The organism is Blastocatellia bacterium, from assembly GCA_035275065.1.
Classification (GTDB): Bacteria; Acidobacteriota; Blastocatellia; order UBA7656; family UBA7656; genus DATENM01.
Genome location: DATENM010000028.1, coordinates 87216 through 104896 on the forward strand (window position 1 = coordinate 87216; position 17681 = coordinate 104896).

The 17681-nt window shown below is 63.0% G+C and carries 14 protein-coding genes; 4 read left to right on the plus strand and 10 right to left on the minus strand.

Annotated elements, in window-relative coordinates; all coding sequences use genetic code 11:
* Window positions 1-28: 28 nt before the first annotated feature.
* The 4 genes from VJ464_05335 to VJ464_05350 all read left to right on the plus strand — a co-directional run bounded on the left by VJ464_05335 (window position 29) and on the right by VJ464_05350 (window position 4944).
* Window positions 29-1027: a CHAD domain-containing protein gene (locus tag VJ464_05335; protein ID HKQ04531.1), complete on the plus strand. Its 999-nt coding sequence runs from the start codon at window positions 29-31 to the stop codon at window positions 1025-1027.
* Window positions 1024-2403: a SpoIIE family protein phosphatase gene (locus VJ464_05340; GenBank protein ID HKQ04532.1), complete on the plus strand. Its 1380-nt coding sequence runs from the start codon at window positions 1024-1026 to the stop codon at window positions 2401-2403. The genes VJ464_05335 and VJ464_05340 overlap by 4 nt, the downstream gene beginning before the upstream one ends.
* A gap of 55 nt (window positions 2404-2458) precedes the next feature.
* On the plus strand, window positions 2459-3901 hold the full coding sequence (locus VJ464_05345; protein ID HKQ04533.1) for a hypothetical protein: 1443 nt from the start codon (window positions 2459-2461) through the stop codon (window positions 3899-3901).
* Between the two features lie 113 nt (window positions 3902-4014).
* Window positions 4015-4944, plus strand: a complete 930-nt coding sequence (locus VJ464_05350; protein HKQ04534.1) for a PP2C family serine/threonine-protein phosphatase — start codon at window positions 4015-4017, stop codon at window positions 4942-4944.
* Window positions 4945-5049: 105 nt separating this feature from the next.
* Here the strand turns inward: VJ464_05350 and VJ464_05355 are convergent, their stop codons facing one another.
* The 10 genes from VJ464_05355 to VJ464_05400 all read right to left on the minus strand — a co-directional run bounded on the left by VJ464_05355 (window position 5050) and on the right by VJ464_05400 (window position 17632).
* The gene (locus VJ464_05355; GenBank protein HKQ04535.1) at window positions 5050-5448 is read right to left on the minus strand and encodes a hypothetical protein; all 399 of its coding nucleotides are present in this window, start codon (window positions 5446-5448) and stop codon (window positions 5050-5052) included.
* A gap of 214 nt (window positions 5449-5662) precedes the next feature.
* Window positions 5663-7264 (minus strand): DUF3616 domain-containing protein, encoded by a 1602-nt coding sequence (locus VJ464_05360; GenBank protein HKQ04536.1) that lies wholly within the window; start codon window positions 7262-7264, stop codon window positions 5663-5665.
* Between the two features lie 40 nt (window positions 7265-7304).
* The gene (locus VJ464_05365) at window positions 7305-7997 is read right to left on the minus strand and encodes an ion channel (protein HKQ04537.1); all 693 of its coding nucleotides are present in this window, start codon (window positions 7995-7997) and stop codon (window positions 7305-7307) included.
* Window positions 7998-8067: 70 nt separating this feature from the next.
* Window positions 8068-9198 carry a calcium/proton exchanger gene (gene cax, locus VJ464_05370; GenBank protein HKQ04538.1) on the minus strand — a complete coding sequence of 377 codons (1131 nt, stop codon included), beginning with the start codon at window positions 9196-9198 and terminating at the stop codon, window positions 8068-8070.
* 135 nt (window positions 9199-9333) lie between these two features.
* Window positions 9334-10179: a pyruvate formate-lyase-activating protein gene (pflA, locus tag VJ464_05375; GenBank protein HKQ04539.1), complete on the minus strand. Its 846-nt coding sequence runs from the start codon at window positions 10177-10179 to the stop codon at window positions 9334-9336.
* A complete protein-coding gene (pflB, locus tag VJ464_05380; GenBank protein HKQ04540.1) occupies window positions 10176-12449 on the minus strand; it encodes a formate C-acetyltransferase in 2274 nt (757 codons plus the stop codon). Before pflB ends, pflA begins: the two co-directional genes overlap by 4 nt.
* Before the next feature lie 33 nt (window positions 12450-12482).
* Entirely contained in the window at window positions 12483-13667 is a 1185-nt protein-coding gene (locus VJ464_05385; protein ID HKQ04541.1) for an acetate/propionate family kinase, read from the minus strand.
* Window positions 13668-13676: 9 nt separating this feature from the next.
* Complete coding sequence (locus tag VJ464_05390) at window positions 13677-14609, minus strand: phosphate acetyltransferase (GenBank protein HKQ04542.1); 933 nt, start codon at window positions 14607-14609, stop codon at window positions 13677-13679.
* A 1-nt stretch (window position 14610) separates the two neighbouring features.
* A complete protein-coding gene (locus tag VJ464_05395) occupies window positions 14611-15906 on the minus strand; it encodes an MFS transporter (GenBank protein ID HKQ04543.1) in 1296 nt (431 codons plus the stop codon).
* Window positions 15907-15964: 58 nt separating this feature from the next.
* On the minus strand, window positions 15965-17632 hold the full coding sequence (locus VJ464_05400; GenBank protein ID HKQ04544.1) for an L-serine ammonia-lyase: 1668 nt from the start codon (window positions 17630-17632) through the stop codon (window positions 15965-15967).
* Window positions 17633-17681: the final 49 nt, after the last annotated feature.

Consider the following 17681-nt stretch of genomic DNA (forward strand, 5'->3'; position numbering starts at 1 on the left):
CAGCGGGATCACTGGAGGAACTGTAGCGATGAGTTTTGCTCTTGAAGAAAGCGAACCGATTCCCGCCGCGGTCAGACGCCTGGCCATCGAGCAGATCGCCCTGGCCCAGAGCCATCTCGGCACGGCTTCCGGCAACCTTAACGAAGCGGTTCACGCGACGCGGCAGTGTTTGAAGCGGCTGCGGGCGCTGGTCGCGCTGGTGCGCGGCGAGCTGGGCGGCAAGGTATTCGAGCGCGAGTGGAATTGTTATCGCAGCGGCGGGCGCTTGCTTGCCGGCGGACGGGATGCGGCGGTCGTGGTCGAGACTTTCGATGCGCTCATCCGGCGATATGCCGACGAGCTTGACCCGGAGTCATTCGCCGCCGAGCGCGCTTTTTTGGAGCAGCGCCGCGACGCGCGGCTCAAGATCATGGTCGAGGAGGGGGCACTACAAAAGGTCGCGGAACTGCTGGCCGCGGCGCGCGACCGCGTTGATGGCTGGCCATTGAAGCATTCAGGCTTTAAGGCGCTAGGCGACGGCCTGCGGCGCTCGTACGGCGCTGGCCGTCAGGGCCAGCGCCGCGTCATCCGGCACCCCAGCCCGGCCAACTTTCACGACTGGCGGCGGCCCGCCAAGCTGCTGTGGCATCAGTTACAAATCATCACGCCCATCTGGCCACCGGTGCTGAACGCCCATGCCGGCGAGTTGCGCAACCTGTCCGATTGGCTGAATGAAAATCACGACCTCGACGCCCTGCGTCAGCCGGCGCTGTGGGCCGAGTTTGCCACGCCACCGCGCGACCCGCAGGCGCTCATCGCCTTAGTTGACCGCCGCTGCCGCGACCTCGAAGCCCAGGCCGTGCCGTTAGGGGAGCGGCTCTACGGCGAGCGCCGGCGCTGGTTTTGTGCGCGGCTTGAGCGTTACTGGCAGGCGTGGGAGCACGCCGAACAGAGCGCCGCGATAATGGCCGGCGCGGCCGAGACAATGGTTGTCGCGGCGGCGGCGGCGCTGCCGCCGATCTTACGAACCTTACCGGAGCATGCATGACTGAAGAGACTATCGAGACCAGGGCCTTTCAACGCGCCGCGCTGAGCAGCGAGTCGCATCGCATCATCGGGCTGCTGTGGATCCTCGGCGCCTTGATGATCGCCGTGATCGCCAACAACATCGCCAGCGGGCAGACGGCGCTGCTTTACGTGCAGACACTGGCGCTCGGGCTGACCATCGCCTGCGAGATTTTCACGCTGGCGGCGGTCAATCGGGCGCTGCGCACCAACGAGCGCGTGCCGCGGATCATCTGGCTCATCGACGTGTTGATCGATAGCGGGCTGCCGACGCTTGCCCTGCTGCTGCTCATCAACAGCCGCTACATGGACCCTTACCAGGCGCTGGTCGCGCCCGCCGTGCTTCTCTATTTCCTATTCATCAGCCTTTCCACGTTGCGGCTCAATCCGAGCCTTTCCGTTTTGACGGGCCTGCTTTCGGCTCTGGGCTATCTCGCCGTCAGCGCCCACGTGGCGGGGCTGTATTCAGGGCCGGATGCCGGCTCGTCCGCTATTCCACTGGTCACGTTCATCTACGCCGGCTTGATCCTGATCGGCGGCATCGTCTCGGCGGTCGTCGCCAGCCAGATTCGCCACCACGTTTTCGCCGCGTTGCGCAAGGCCGAGTTGCAGAGAGAGCTAGAGCGTGTGCATAACGCCCTCGACATCGCCCGCTCGATTCAGCAGGGCCTGCTGCCCAGTCGCCAGCCGGACCTCGGCGGCTTCGAGCTGGCCGGCTGGAATCAGCCCGCCGAACAGACCGGCGGCGATTACTTTGATTGGCAGACGCTGCCGGACGGGCGGGTCGCCGTCAGTCTCGGCGACGCGAGCGGCCACGGCATCGGGCCGGCGCTGGTCACCGCCTCGTGCCGCGCTTATGCACGGGCCAGTTTTCTTTCCGGCGGCACAGACGGCCTGCTCGACAGACTCAACCGGCTGCTGGCCGAAGACCTTCCCGCAAACCGCTTCGTCACCTACGCGGTCGTCCTTCTCAGCCCCTTCGGCTCGCATGTGAAAGTCCTCTCCGCCGGCCAGGGGCCAATACTCTGGTATCGCCATGCCGACGACAAGATCGAGAATCTTGAGGCTCAGGGCATCCCCCTGGGCCTGATGACCGGCGTCAAGTATGGCCGCGCCAGCGAAGTCCGTCTGGCGCCGAACGACCTGCTGGTGCTGGTTACCGATGGCTTTTACGAATGGGCGAACCCCGACGACGAAGAGTTCGGGCTGGCCCGGCTGGAAGCGGTCATCCGCGAATGCCGCGACTGCCCGGCTCAGGAAGTCATTGTGCGCTTGCGTTCAGCCGTCGCCAGTTTCTGCCGGGGGACCGAGCAGATGGACGACTTGACCGCGGTGATCCTCAAACGCAAACCGGCATGACGCGAGTCAGCAGCCGGCGCCCGCAGGCCAGGCGAGCCACCAGGAGGTTGCAATCATGAGCAAGACCACTTCAGTTCCGAAAGAAGATGCGTTGCAGACCGTTTCTCGATTACTCGACATCGGCAAGCTCGACACGCTTTACCGCGACCTTTACCTGCAAAGGGCCTATGAGTTGATGGAGCCGTCGCTCTCCTACGCGCACTACACGCAGATCAAAGAGAGCCTCGCCTCGCTCGGATGGGTCGAGCGCCAGTTGAAGGCCGCCGTCGAGCGCGGCGACTGGGCGAAGACGCGCGAGCTGACGGAACGGGTCCGCGCCCTCAAAGGGACGGCGGCGGCGGGCGGCGACCGCATGCGCATCGCCGCGACGCTTTACGAAGAGGCGGCAGACATCCCGATTGATCCCTTCTCGCCCGGCCTGCACGCCTTCGTCGGCGGCTCGACGCAGCGGCTCCAGCAGATGCAGGATCAGGCCATCGAGCAGCTGGCGACGCTTCAGCGCCTCGACCCGGCCCGCAAGGATTTCTACAAGCGCCGCGGCAGCGCCTTTCAAACGCTTTCGGTCAAAGCGCCCGCCGCCGACCAGCCTCAGGAGAAGAAGCCGACCGTCACCGCCGCGCAGCTTCAGCAGCAAGCCCTTGAGGCGCTCGAATCCGGCAACCTCTCGCAACTCGATCAGGTGGCGCGGCAGTTGATGGAGAAGCCCACCGCGGAGGAAGCCAAACAGGAGCCCGCCGAGATCAAGCTGGCCGAGGCCGCGGAACTCGGCGACGACCTGCTCTACGAGTTTTCGCCGGCGACGCTTGCAGCCGCCAGCCGCTTCGGGCTCGTGCCGGCGCGCACCGCGTCGCGCCGCCAACTGGCTTATCTCATGCCGCACCGCTGGCAGCCGCAGTTCCTGAAGGAAGCGGTCAAGCTGAGGTCGAAAGATCAGATCGAGCGGCTGCCTTACCCTGCCGACACCGCCGACCCGCAGAAGGCGGCCATCGAGTTCTTCCTGCTCAACCCGTTCATTACTTCGGGCGGCACGCGCTACGAGGTCTGTCTGGTCGTCGAAGACCTGCTGCTTGAGGACTTCGACGAGCCGGAGCCGAAGACGAAGCTGCCGCGCACAGACTTGTTGGCGGCGCTCGGCCTTGAGAGCCGCTGGGGGCTGTCGCGCATAGACATCGAGAACGCGCTCGTCCGGCATGGCCCGCGCCTTCTGCGAGACGAGCTGGCGCTCGACCCCGAAGCCTTCCGCCTGGTGGCCATACCGGCAGACCTCTACACGCATCTGGCCGCGAGCCACGGCTGGGGGCAGCAAGAGATGTGGACGCATTTCGATGGCTACCGCGTGCGCGAAGACGGTAAGTTGCACGCCCTGGCCGGGGGCGACCAGCGATTCGGCGGCACCCACGACGTGGTCAGCTTTAACCCGGCTTACACGCAAGAGAAAGTGCTGGCGCGCTTCGCGGTCGTGCAACGCCGGCGGATGATGACCTGGCACCGGAATTGACTGGCCAGCCGCGCCGGTAGCGCAAGGCGGTTAGCTTGCGCGAGTCCTGGCGCAAGCTAACCGCCTTGCGCTACTTGGCAAACGCAATCGAAAACCTCTCTAAGGAGATCCGTGTGAAGCAAGATGATGATGTCATAGAAGTGCGCGAGCCGTTTGAATCGGGTCAGGCCGCTGCCGCCGCGCCGGCGATGGCGACGACCACTTCTTCCCTTTTCCGAGTGGATATTGCGGCGCGCTCACATCCGGGCAACCTCGCCCGCCTCAACGAGGACCACTACCTCGTCGTGCGCGTCGAGCGGTCTCTGCAAACCGTATTGTCCAACCTGCCTGAGTCTATATTGCCGCGCCGTTTTGACGAGACGGCTCACGGGATGTTGGTCGCTGACGGCCTTGGCGGGATGCCTGCGGGCAACGTCGCCAGCGCGGCGGCCATCTCTAAGCTGGTCGAATTGGCGGTGAACACGCCCGACTGGATCATGCGAATGAGCCGGCGAAAAGCGACGGTGGTCAAGCAACGGATGGTTGAGCGCTTCCGCAAGGTGGATGAAGCCCTGCGGCAGAACGCCGACGACGAGTCGGGAATAACCGGCATGAGCACCATAACGGTGGCTTTAAGCCTCGGCCCCGACCTTTTTCTTGCGCACCTCGGCGACTCGCGCGCTTATCTGCTGCGCGGCGACAAGTTCCGCCAGTTGACGCGCGACCACACGCTGGCCCAGGCGATGATTGACGCCGGCATTGGCGAAGCGGAAAACGCCCTGGTGCGCGGCATGCGCCGGGTGTTAACAGCGGCGCTCGGCATGGCGCAGGCGCAAGTCGAGCCGGAGGTCCAGCATCTGCAACTCCAAGATGGCGATCAGTTGCTGCTTTGCACAGACGGCCTCATCGAGGCTATAGACGAGGGAGTGATCGAGTCTATCGTGCGTCGCGCCGGCTCAGCCGCCGAAGCGTGCGAAGGGTTGATCGAGGCCGCCCTGAACAACAACGGCGCTGACAACGTCACCGTCATCGTCGCGCGCTATGGCTTCCCGCAACCCGCTTGAAGGCGACCGCCGCGAGACCCGGCGCGCGCCGGGTTTCGGTTATCGGCAGGCGGCTATGGCTCGCCGCTGCTAGCCTGGCTTCGCAGGGTTTGGCAGAGGGCCATGTCAGTTGATGGGGGATGAGCCGGGCTTCAGCTCGTAGGCAATTAACAGCGTGTGGCAGCGCGCGCAGTAGTAGCAGAGCCAGACAGCGTCCGGTCGTCGCTGAACATAAACCGCGCTCACATGCTTTTTTTCCTGCGCCACGTACTGCGTCTTCTCGTTCAACACGAACGCGCCCAGGTGCGCGATGTCTTTGTCCTGGTATTTCCAGATCGCCCCCTCGTCATTGAAGCCGATGAACTGGACAGGCAGTATCTTCAGCTCCTGCCATAGCTCGTAGCCGTCGTGGCTACAGGCCCTGGCCGCCGGCTCTTTCGCGCTCGGCAACTGTTGCCCATGCGCCGCCGCGAAGGCCAGGATAAGAATTGCCATCAAGGCGAGAAGTAGTAAACGTTTAAACATGGCCAACCCTCCTTGTTCAGCAGTTGTCCGCGCCCTCGGCTTCCCGGTTTAAGAGCGCACACTCTAATTGATGATGAGCCCGGAGGCTGGCGATTCGTACTGTCATCTCTGACAGCCGGCGGGTGATAAATTGACAGGTGAGTTTGCCGCCACCGGCTCGGCGGAAAACGTTCAGGTCAGGAACCGGACGCGGCCCGATGCGCCTGCCGCCGTTCTACGGCGCGAGGTAATCGATCTTTGCATAACAGCTCGCGTCTCCCATGATGAAGACAAAGTCCTGAGTGCCGATCATCACATGCGCGATTCCCTCGGGCTTCATCTTTTTGTCGAGCGGGGTCTGCAATTTCGGCCTCGCGCCTTCCCTGGTCTGATTGCCCTCGCCGCTCCAGGTCCAGAGCGTGAAGTCCGTCTTTTTTTCGGTTTCAGGAGCGCCGCTGATAATCAGGAAAGCCCGCAAGAGGGGGTCATACTCCATATCACGTATGGCCTGGCCGTTGAGGTTTAGCTGGATGGCGTTCGGCTCATCCATCTCCAGGTTTTCGAGCGACAGGGGTGCCAGGCGGTCGCGTAGTTTAAGCGGCACGATTAGCGCATTGCCGTTGAGGAGCGGGCCGCGCAGGCCGAGCAGTATGCGCGGATGCTGGGGGTCGGGATCAACTGCGATGCCTTCGATGTTCAGCCCCCCCTGAATACTGACCTTGTCCGTCCACGCCTTCAACTCCGGCACATTGTCGAAGAGGAACTTCCTCACCCCCGTCAATAGCACCGCTCTGGAGACCGTCTGCGTCGTCGGATCGAAGTCAAACGAGGCCACGCCTCCCATGGTGTTCGATTCCGGCGTCGCCAGCGCGCCGACTATCAAAAAGTGTGTGCCTAGCTGCGTGATCCCTTCAGGATTCTCGACGCTCACGCCCAGCGGGATGGGCTTGACCGGCCCTTCCTGCTCGCCCAACTCGTTGAGCGGCATGTAGAAGACCTGGTCCGGCTTGGAATCGTCAACAAACAAAACGCCGTGGGCATCGGGAACGGCGGCGACGCCGGAAGCTTCAAACGTCCCGCCGCTGATCCTGCTGTAGCCCGAAGGGCTGGCCAGCTTCTTCGCCGCTTGCGGGCTACCGTAAGCGACCGGCGCGCTCTGCATGCTGCCCATGCGGGTCACCAGGATCGAAATCGTCACGGTCAGAACGACGCTCAGCACCGTAGCGATGATGCCGCCCCAGGCCCTCACCTTGGCCGCCCTGATGCGGTCGTCTTCTATGCTTTTCGCCGGCCTGGTTTTTTTCTTCTTCACTTCGGATTTCCCTTCGCTTGAGGGCGCTTTGGCTTTGGCGGCCGCAGCGCCCTGCCCTTCGGCCTTTGCCTGGTGTTTGTCATGCTCATGTTCTTTGTGTTTCTTCTTGTGCTTCTCTTCCGATTCGCCGTTGGGTGCTGGCACCGCCGCGGCGACCGGTGAACCGTTCTTGCCGTTGTGGCGCTTGTGCGCTTTGCCGCCGTGCTTGAGCCTGAAGGTGATCTGCGACTGGCCGATACGGATCATGTCGCCGTCGGCGAGTTTTCTGGGACTGCTGACCCGCTCGCCGTTGACGAGCGTGCCGCCTTCGTCCGATTCATCGGTGATGATATAGTCGCTGCCATCGGAAGTGAGCATCGCATGTCGGGTCGAGACTTCAGGGTCAAGGACCAGTATCTCGTTGCGCGGCCCCCTGCCGATATGGCTCTCGGCTTGATTCACCTTGCGCTTAAAAGATTCCCCGGTCGGCAGCAAGATCCGCAGTCTCGCCTTCTTCGGGTGCGGCTCCGTATGATGCTTTGACATAAGCCGTGTCTCCTCTCGCCGTAGCCGATCTACGGCGTCATTACGGGCGCTCGCTTCTACCGCCTTCGTGATGACTGACTTGCATTGAAACCAGCCTCGCAATCAGCACGGCGGGAAAGAGCTGTCCGGTGAGCGCTTCGAGCAGGGCCAGGGAGCGCGCCGCCGGATGTACCGCCGTGACATCGCCATAGCCGACGGTGGTCAGCGTCACAAAGCTGAAGTAGACGAGCCTGGACATCAAGGTTGTCTCGTCGCCGCCGGGCGCCGGGTTGAAGGCCGCCGGCGCCAGATGGACGACCAGCCTGTAGCCCCCTGCCCATATCACTCCGAGCAGCAGGTAGACGGCCACCGCGCCCTGAATGTGATGGAAGTTGATCGTGCCTCCGCCGAATACACGCACCAGAATCATTCCGGCCAGCAAGGAGAAAAAGAGAATCCACATCACTAAGCCGGGCACGATCAGCCCTTCGCGCGGCGCGTATAATCTCAGCCACCCGACGACCCCCGTGCCGACCGCAAGCAGGGTGGCCAGTGCCATCACCGTGCGGTTGCTGGCGACCACCGGCACCCCTGAGATCAGAATCAATGAGAAGAGCGCCTGGAGCACGACACTGATAAACCCGCCGCGGTCGCTCATCGGGTAGAGGACGAAAACGACAAGCAGCAGCAGGCCGAGCAGAAGGCTCAGATAACGGTCGGTTTTCCAGAATTGTGAAAGGACCTTGACCGGCATAACCTGTCCCCACTCATGCATAGATGGCAAAGCGCTCAACCGGTCGGTCAAGAGGGGAAGTCACACCGATTCAAGGCGCCAGCGCCGGGATGAAGTAGAACATGAGCGCAATGATGGCATAGACGGTGATCAGTTGAATGCCCTTGTACCAGTTCGACTGGCCATCGCCGCAGACCATCGCGCCGATCAGCACGGCGATAAACAGCGAGCCGATCTCGGCCCGGTTGAATGCCAGGTCGAGCGGCTGCGGCGCAATCAGGTAGCTGACCAGCACGAGGGCCGGCGCGACAAACAGCGCGATCTGTATGCAACTGCCGAGCGCGATGCCGACCGACAGGTCCATCTTCTTCTTGCGCGCCATCGCGATGGCCGAGCCGCTCTCGGCGGCGCCCCCGACGATGGCGAGAAAGACGATGCCGATGAAGACCTGCGACATCCCCATCGCCTTGCCTGTGCCTTCAGCCGCGCCGACGAGAATCTCGCTCATCCACGCCGCCATCACCGACGCGCCGAGCAGGCTGCCGATGGCGCGCGGCAATCCCCACTGCTCCTCTTCATGACTTGCGCCCGGTTCGCTCGCGACGCTGGCAAAGGCGCCGGGGTGCGTCTTCAGCGAGAAGAGCAGGTAAAGCCCATAGGCCAGCAGCAGCAAGCAGGCAACGCTGACGTTGAGCAACTGCTCCTGCCGTATGCTGCCTTCGGGGGCGAAGTAGCGGCTGAAGGCGCTCGGCACGGCGAGGCTGACGGCGGCAAGAAACATCGTCGTGCTGTAGGCGCGCGTCGCCGCAGGGTTGAATCGCTGATCGTGATTGCGCAGCCCGCCGAGCAGGAAGGCCGCGCCGAGCGCCAGCAGCAGGTTGGCGAGAATGGCTCCGACTAGCGCCGCGCGCACCATCTCCAGGTAACCTGCCCGCAGCGCCACCAGCGAAATGATCAGCTCCGGCGCGTTGCCAAAGGTCGCGTTCAGCAGCCCGCCGATGGCGTCACCCGTCCTGGTCGCCAGTTGTTCGGTCGCCCGCACGATCAGCGCCGCCATCGGGACAATCGCCAGCGCCGCCGAAAAGAAGATCACCGGCGCGGGCACTTCGCCGGCATGTTCTAAGGCCACCGTGACCGGCACAAACACCAGCAGCCAGTTCACGCGGTTGCGCAAGAACTGATTGATCGGTGTGCCAAGATGTAATGAAGCGGCGTGACTCATCGGCTCTCCTCCGCAGTGCCCGTCCTTCACGATTCTAGTTTGCGGGGCATTGGTTTGGTACTGGCAGAATTGACAGGCGGGATATTCGAGGTGCCTGCGATTCATCAAAGGAAAGCTTTCCGGTAGTCCGTCGCGTCAGTTTGCATTCAGTCCGGCGGTCTGGAACTGCGCGACCACTCGCTGAATCACTTCGGGAGTGGCCGGCTCGGTTTCTTGAAGCGCGTAGTTGAGCCCCAGCTCTTTCCACTTGAAGCGGCCCAACTGGTGGAAGGGGAGCACCTCGACGCGCTCGACGTTGCCGAGGCCGGCGGCGAAGCGGGCGATCTCGGCGACCTCTTTCGCGCCGTCGGTCAGTCCGGGCACCAGCACGAAGCGCACCCAGATGGGTTTTCGCAGTTTGGCCAGGCGGCGCGCGAAATTGAGTGTCGGCTCGCTCCCCCTTCCGGTCAGGTGGCGGTGGCGTTCCGCGCCCCAGGTCTTGATGCCGAGCATCACCAGGTCAATCGCTTCCAGCTCGGCGTCGCTGAGGCGGTCGCTCAATTCGCCGTTGGTCTCAATCGCGGTGTGGATGCCCATCTTTTTGGCGGCGGCTAACACCTTGACGGCGAAGCGGTCCTGTAAGAGCGGCTCGCCGCCGCTCAAGGTGAAGCCGCCCGACATGATCTTCAGCCCATGACGGTACTTGCCCAGCTCTTCGATGAGGCGCGTGAGCGTCACGGGAATGCCGTTGGTTAACGTCCAGGTGTCCGGGTTGTGGCAGTAGAGACAGCGCCAGTGGCACCCGGTCGTCCACGCCACCACGCGCACGCCCGGCCCATCAACCGTCGAGCCGGTGGTGAAGGAGTGAAGGAATCCCATCTCGCCGCTCGCGAGCGCCTCGCGCACGGTTGTCTCCGGCACACCGTGGCCCAGGTTCACGCGAAGCTCATAGGGGCTTCTCGCCTCAAGCTCTACGACTTTCTGTGGCTGTGCGTCGCTCATGTCGTCACCTGCTCTCCATGGAATGTCCGGTTAATCACATCCATCTGCTGCTCGCGAGTCAGCCGCACGAAGTTCACGGCGTAGCCCGACACACGTATCGTCAGGTGCGGGTAATTCTCCGGGTGATCCATCGCGTCGAGCAGCGTGTTGCGGTTCAAGACATTCACGTTCATGTGGAAACCCGTGGCGCTGAAGAAGGCGTCGAGCATGCCGCGCAGGTTGGCGATGCGGTCTTCAGCGACTCGCCCCAGCCCCTCCGGCACCAGCGTCGCCGTCAGCGAGATGCCGTCGGCAGCATCTCGATAAGGAATCTTGGCGACCGACGCCGCCGAGGCATGGATGCCATGCGTGTCGCGCCCGTGCATGGGGTTAGCGCCCGGCGCGAACGGCTCGCCTTGCCGTCGGCCATCGGGCGTGTTGCCTGTGGCTTTGCCATACACAACGTTCGAGGTGATGGTCAGGATGGACTGCGTGTGCAACGCATTGCGATAGGTCGGGTATTTTCTCAGCTTGTTCATGAACGTGGAGACGACCCACACGGCGAGGTGGTCAACGCGGTTGTCATTGTTGCCGAACTGCGGGTAATCGCCTTCCCGCTGATAGTCGATTATCAGCCCGGTCTCGTCGCGGACCACACGCACCTTAGCGAAACGGATGGCCGACAGCGAGTCGGCGACGACCGACAGCCCGGCCATGCCGAAGGCCATCGTGCGCAGCGGCGCGTAGTCGTGCAGCGCCATCTCGACCCGCTCGTAAGCGTACTTGTCGTGCATGTAGTGGATGATGTTCATGGCGTTGACATAGACAGAGGCGAGCCAGTCCATCATCTTCTCGAACTTGTCGGTCACCGTGTCGAAGTCGAGTCGGTCGCCCTCGATGGCGCCGATGGCCGGCCCGATCTGCTCGCCGCTGATCTCGTCCCTGCCGCCGTTGATGGCGTACAGCAGGCACTTGGCGAGGTTGGCGCGGGCCCCGAAGAACTGCATCTGCTTACCCACCAGCATCGGCGACACGCAACAGGCGATGGCGCCGTCGTCGCCCCACGAGCGGCGCATGATCTCGTCGCTTTCAAATTGAATGGAGCTGGTATCTATGGCCACTTTCGTCGCGAAATTGCGGAAGCCATCGGGCAGGCGTGGGCTATACCAGATCGTCAGGTTCGGTTCCGGGCCGGGGCCGAGATTATAAAGCGTCTGAAGAAAACGGAAGCTCGTCTTTGTCACCAGCGGCCGCCCGTCGTCGCCCATGCCGGCAATTGACTCGGTCACCCAGGTCGGGTCGCCGGCAAACAGCTCGTCGTAATCCGGCGTCCGCAAGAAGCGGACGATGCGCAGCTTGATGACGAAATCATCGATGATCTCCTGCGCTTGCTCTTCGGTGATCGCGCCCGCCGCAAGGTCGCGCTCGAAGTAGACGTCGAGGAAAGTCGAGGTGCGGCCCAGCGACATCGCCGCGCCGTTCTGTTCTTTGACCGCCGCCAGGTAGCCGAAATAAAGCCACTGCACGGCCTCGCGTGCCGTGCGCGCCGGCACAGAGATGTCGAAGCCGTAGGCGGCGGCCATCTGCTGTAGCTCTTTGAGGGCGCGAATCTGCTCGCTCAGTTCCTCGCGGTCGCGGATGCTCGCGTCAATCGACATGGCCGAGTCAAGGCTGCGCTTCTCTGCCTGCTTCTGCTCGATGAGCCGCGCCACGCCGTAGAGCGCCACGCGCCGGTAATCGCCGATGATGCGGCCACGCCCGTAAGCGTCAGGCAGCCCTGTCAGAATGTGCGAGCTGCGGCAACGGCGGACGTCCGCCGTGTAGGCGTCAAAGACCGCGTCGTTATGGGTCTTGCGGTATTTCGTGAACGTCTCGATGACATACGGGTCGGGCTCGTAGCCATACGCCTTCAGCGCGCTCAGCACCATGCGCAAGCCGCCGTTCGGCATGATGGCGCGCTTCAATGGCGCTTCGGTCTGAAGGCCGACGATCACTTCGTTGTCGCGGTCGATGTAGCCCGGCCCATGCGAGGTGATCGAGCTGGGAATCTGCGACACGTCGAGCACGCCTTTGCGGCGCTCTTCCGTAAACAGCGCGTTCAGCCGCGCCCAGAGGTCCCTTGTCCGCTCGGTGGCGCGCGCCAGGAACGCCGCGTCGCCGTCGTACGGGTCGTAGTTCTGCTGAATGAAATCACGGACGTTGATCTGCTTCTGCCACTGCCCCGGCTTGAAGCCTTCCCATGCGGCAGGCGTCTTTTGGCGGGCGATCTCTTGTGCAACCTTAGTAGCCATGATGTTCTCCTTGCTTGTTCGTTTAAGACGCCCTCAACTGAGGCCGAGCAGCGCCCCTGTGTGGCGGGCGATCATCAATTCCTCATTGGTGGGGATCACCCAGGCCGAGACCTTGCTGTGCGGCCCGGAGATGCGCGGGCCTTTGCTGTTGTTCGCCTCTGTGTCGAGCTCGACGCCGAGCCAGCGCGAAGCCTCACAGATGCGCCAGCGAATTTCGGGCGAGTTTTCGCCAATGCCTGCGGTGAAGACCAGCGCCTCAACGCCGCCCAAAACCGCCGCCAGCGCGCCGATCTCTTTGGCCGCGCGGTAGACGAAGTAGTCGACGGCCAGCCGCGCCTGCGGCTCGTCGTGAGCGAGCAGGACGCGCATATCATTGCTGATGCCGGAGATGCCGAGCAGGCCGGACTGCTTGTAGAGAATCGCCTCGACGTCTTTAGGGGAGAGGTTGAGACTTTGAAATAGATAAAGCAGCACGCCGGGGTCAATCGCGCCCGGCCTCGTCCCCATGCATAGCCCGTCGAGCGCCGTGAAGCTGAAGCTGCTATCAACGCTCTTGCCTTCGTTCAAGGCGCAGAGACTGGAGCCGCTGCCGAGGTGGGCGACGATGACGCGCCCGCCAGCGATCTCCGGGGCTTCCTGCGGCAAGACTGAGGCGATGTATTCGTAAGAGAGGCCGTGAAAGCCATAGCGTTGCACCTCGGTTCTGCAGAGGTCGCGCGGCAGTGGAATAACCCGCGCGACCTCTGCAAGGGTGCGATGAAAACTCGTATCGAAGCAGGCGACCTGCGGCACGTCCGGCAGCCGTTCGAAGACCGCCTCAATGGCAGCCAGATTATGCGGCTGATGGAGCGGGGCCAGCGGAACCAGATCGTAGAGTTCGGCCAGCACTTCGCGGGTCACCACGGTCGGGCCGGTAAATTGCGCGCCGCCATGAACGACGCGGTGACCGACGCCCAGCACCCGCGCGCCGCCGTAGCGCGAGCGTAACCAGATGGCCAGGAAATCGAGCGCGTCGCGCCCGTTGCGAATCTCTTCTTGCATCCGCCCATTGCCAAAGGCCCTGCCGTCGGCGTCTTTGACCGACAGGCGCGGTGCGGTGCCGATGCCTTCGATCTGGCCGCGCGCCTCCAGCCGCCAGCTTTCGACCAGGGGCCGGCGATAGACGCAGAACTTCAAGCTCGACGACCCGGCGTTGAGCACAAGCGCATAATCGTCCATGTCAATCTCCTATTGCCCGCGTCGGCGCGCGTGGGCGGCCAGCATGGCGACAGCGCAACTGGCGATGCGGGACCGCACGCTGTCGGCCCGACTGGTGAGGATGATCGGCACTCTGGCGCCCAGCACCAGGCCGGCGCTATCGGCGTTGGCCAGGAAGCTGAGCTGTTTGGCGAGGATGTTGCCGGCTTCGAGGTCGGGCGCCAGCAGGATGTCCGGGTCGCCTGCGACCAGCGAGCGGATGCCTTTGGTCTGGGCCGCCTGCTTGCTGATGGCGTTGTCAAAGGCGAGCGGCCCATCCAAAATAGCGCCGCCGATCTGTCGGCGCTCGACCATCTTGCAGAGCGCGGCGGCGTCAATGGTGGCCGGCATCTTTGAAGTCACGTTCTCGACCGCCGCGAGGATGGCGACCTTCGGCCTGTCGAGGCCGAGTGAGCAGGCCAGGTCAATGGCGTTCTGGCAGATGTCAACTTTGTCTTCCAGCGTCGGGGCGATGTTGATCGCGCCGTCGGTGACGATCAGCACCTTGTGATAGGTGGGGATGTCCATGACGAAGACGTGGCTGATGCGGCGCGCGGTACGCAAGCCGCCTTCACGGGCGACAACAGCGGCCATCAATTCGTCAGTGTGCAGGCTGCCCTTCATCAGAAGTTCGGCCTTGTCTTCGCGAATCAACCTGACCGCTGTTGTCGCCGCCGCGTGGCTGTCCGCTACGTCGATGATTTGAAGTCCGCCGATGTCTACGCCGGCGCTTTGGGCGGTCGCTTCGATGGCGGCGACAGGGCCGACAAGAATGGGCACGATCAGCCCCAGGTGCGCCGCCTCGACCGCCCCTGCAAGCGCGCTGGCTTCGCATGGGTAAGCGACGGCGGTAGGGATTGGCTCCAAATTCTTACAGCGTTCGAGCAGCCGTTCATACTTTCCGGTTCCGGTTGCCTGCTTCATGTCACGACCTCCGCCTGGCCCCGGCGGCCTGCCCGCGGACTGCCGTGCCGGTTTCCTTCAACATCAGAGCGAGGACGAGGGCGATAGCGACACCGACCAGCAGCGGCACGAAGGCCGCCTGGTAATGCGCCAGCTCCATTTGCGCGGCCCCGCCAGAGATGCGATGCAGCAGCCCGGCGAAGACCGGCCCAAGTAACGCGCTGAAGGTGAAGTTGATAAAGTTGATGACGCCAGTGGCCGTGCCGCCATACTGCGGCGGGTTGGCTTCTTTAATTATTGTATAAGGAATCATGGCCGCTCCCGACGCCGTTCCGGCCACAAGCCCGAGTAAATATGGCGGGAAGGCGTCGGTGCGACCATAGAGGATCCAGGCCATGCAGGCCAGGAGTACGATAGCGCCTGTGATGATCACAGGTTTGCGCCGCCCGATGCGGTCTGAGATGAAGCCGAGCAAAGGGCAGCCGATAATCCAACCGAGCGGGACGGTTGCCGAGCGCATGACCGCTTCGCCGTAATCGAAGCCATGCCCTTCCTGCAAAAAACGCACGCCCCAGATCATGTCAGCGATGGTCGTCGGGATGAAAAGCAACCCCGAGATTAACCCGCACAAGATCGACTGCGGGTTCTTGAAGACGACGGCAAAGGCGGCGTTGGCGCTTTTCAGCCAGTTGTCGGGCGGGCGCGGCATTTCGTCCTTCGGCAGAAGCAGAAAGAGCAGCCCGCCGATCAACAATCCGCTTATGCCCATGCCGACCCAGAAGCTGCTCCAGGCCATGCCCCCGCCGATCAGCGGCCCGACAACGAACTGCCCGGCTGAGCCGCCGGCCATGCCGAACATCTGCGTCGCGCCGATCAAGGTGGCGGCGACCGAGGCGGGAAAGTTTTTGGTGGCGATGTAGATCGCGCCGACCAGCGCGAAGACGCCACCGGCCCCTTGCAGAAATCTGCCGATGCTGGCGGCGGCGGGGCTGCCCGTGGCAAACAGCAGCGCTCCCAAACCAACCACCACCGCCGCAGCCGGCAGCAACCGCCGTGGCCCCAGCCGATCCATCGCCGCACCGGCGACCAGGCTGAAAGGCGAATAGCCGTAGTAGAACAACCCGACAATCGAAGCGACGCCCAGGGCGCTGAGGCCGAAGGCTTCCGACAACTGCGGCATCATGACCGCCGGCGCCGAGCGCAGCGCGTACTGGTAGAAGTAATAGACCGCTGCCAACAACCAGGCGACAGTGGCCATCCTTATCCCGGTGTGCGCCGTGGGCTTGCCGATCAGTGCGGTCGTTGCTGGCGCTCCCATTACAGATCTCAGTCCTTTCGCTCTGCGGAGCCTTGCCGCTTCCATAGAGCCTGCTCGATCAGCAGAGTGTCACGGAGACGGCAAGTCCGGCCTCGCTGGTCTCTTTGTACTTGCTGTTCATGTCCTTGGCGGTCTGAGCCATCGCGGCAATCGTTGCGTCGAGATCGACGCGATGCCGCGATGCGATCTCATTACTGGCGATAACCCAGGCGGTCCAGGCCTTGACGGCACCGAAGGCACATCGCTCAATGCAGGGAACCTGCACGAACCCTGCGACCGGGTCGCAGGTCATGCCTAGATGATGCTCAAGCGCCGACTCCGCCGCATTCTCGACGACCCGGGGAATCGCGTCGTGCGCCGTCGCGACCAGTGCCGCGGCCATCGCCGACGCAACGCCGATCTCCGCCTGGCAGCCGCCCTCTGCGGCAGCCAGCGTCGCGTTGTGCTTGCACAGGTAACCAATCGCCGCCGCCGCAAGCATGCCCTGGCGAATCTTCTCTTGCGGAAGCTTGCGGCCTCCCTCGCCCAAGCCGTAGACGAGGGCCGGCAGGACTCCGGCAGAACCGCCTGTCGGCGCGGTGACGACCAGGTGACCACGCCCGTTTTCCTCCGACCCCGCCAGCGCGTACGCCGACAGAGCGCCGATGCCACGGTCTGACTGGAACTGGTCATCCATGGCTCGCTTATAGACGGTCGCCGCCTTGCTTTGCAGCTTGATCGGCCCAGGTAACACACTGTCTTCCGGCGCGCTGAGCCCCGACTTCACGATGGCCACCATCGCGTTTGTGATCTTGTCGATGAAGGCATAGACCTCCTGTTCGCTCCTTCCGGCAATCGACATCTCGTTGGCCAGGATGACTTGCGCAATCGACAAGTTGTTTTTCTCGGCGTGTTGCCGCAATTCCGTCATCGTCGAGAACGGGTACTTGGGCGGGTTTTTCTTGGGAGGCGTGTAGCCTTTCCACTCGATGAATCCGCCGCCCACTGAGTAGTACTCCTGCTCGAGCAGCACCTCGGTTCCGGCCAGGAGTTTGGCCGTCATGGTGTTCGGATGTGGGAAGTCGCCTTTGGGGGCGTCGTAGATGATGTCCTTCAGGCTCACATTAAAGGTCGTGGTGCCGAGCTTCACAGGAAACGTCTGGTCAGGGTTGTCGCGGAGGCTATCGAGAAATGCGGGATCGATGGTTGCCGGTTCTTTCCCAATCACTCCTGCCAGCGAGGAGCGCTCCGTGCCGTGCCCTTTGCCTGTGGCGCTGAGGCTGCCGTAAAGGTGAACTTTCAATCCTGTCGCCTTCGCGAGTTTGTCCGCGGGCAGTTTGGTACAGCGCTGGTAGAAATCGTAGGTGATGCGCATTGGGCCGATGGTGTGCGAGCTCGAGGGGCCGGGTCCCACTTTGTAGAATTCGTCCAGCGTCGTCATCACAGGCCCCTTCGCTTGCTTCACGACATTCAGATTGGAATCCAGCTTCGTCGGCGTCCCCGTGGCGATCAGCGGCGCCCCCGTGGCCCGCTCTGTTCTCTGCTGGGCGGAGATACTGTGCCCGGTAATCAATGCCGTCGCGCCGACCACGGCGCTTCGCATCAAGAAAGTACGGCGATCCATACCATGTGGAATCTCTTGAGAAATCAGCTGGTCCGAGCGGCTAAGCGGATCTTGCTGATCGGCTTCCTCTAAGCGCTCGCTTGCGCTGGGCTCATCATTAAGCATCTCGACTTCTTTAGACATGTCACTCCCTCCTTTTTCAGAAACGTGCTTAGTGGCGCGCGTCACATTC

Coding starts and splice junctions, on each gene's coding strand:
- VJ464_05335 (HKQ04531.1), top strand. CDS start 29: ATGAGTTTTGCTCTTGAAGAAAGCGAACCGATTCCCGCCGCGGTCAGA.
- pflA (HKQ04539.1), bottom strand. CDS start 10,179: ATGAGCGACGCACAGCCACAGAAAGTCGTAGAGCTTGAGGCGAGAAGC.
- VJ464_05395 (HKQ04543.1), bottom strand. CDS start 15,906: ATGGGAGCGCCAGCAACGACCGCACTGATCGGCAAGCCCACGGCGCAC.
- cax (HKQ04538.1), bottom strand. CDS start 9,198: ATGAGTCACGCCGCTTCATTACATCTTGGCACACCGATCAATCAGTTC.
- VJ464_05345 (HKQ04533.1), top strand. CDS start 2,459: ATGAGCAAGACCACTTCAGTTCCGAAAGAAGATGCGTTGCAGACCGTT.
- VJ464_05365 (HKQ04537.1), bottom strand. CDS start 7,997: ATGCCGGTCAAGGTCCTTTCACAATTCTGGAAAACCGACCGTTATCTG.
- VJ464_05340 (HKQ04532.1), top strand. CDS start 1,024: ATGACTGAAGAGACTATCGAGACCAGGGCCTTTCAACGCGCCGCGCTG.
- VJ464_05385 (HKQ04541.1), bottom strand. CDS start 13,667: ATGGACGATTATGCGCTTGTGCTCAACGCCGGGTCGTCGAGCTTGAAG.
- VJ464_05355 (HKQ04535.1), bottom strand. CDS start 5,448: ATGTTTAAACGTTTACTACTTCTCGCCTTGATGGCAATTCTTATCCTG.
- VJ464_05360 (HKQ04536.1), bottom strand. CDS start 7,264: ATGTCAAAGCATCATACGGAGCCGCACCCGAAGAAGGCGAGACTGCGG.
- pflB (HKQ04540.1), bottom strand. CDS start 12,449: ATGGCTACTAAGGTTGCACAAGAGATCGCCCGCCAAAAGACGCCTGCC.
- VJ464_05400 (HKQ04544.1), bottom strand. CDS start 17,632: ATGTCTAAAGAAGTCGAGATGCTTAATGATGAGCCCAGCGCAAGCGAG.
- VJ464_05390 (HKQ04542.1), bottom strand. CDS start 14,609: ATGAAGCAGGCAACCGGAACCGGAAAGTATGAACGGCTGCTCGAACGC.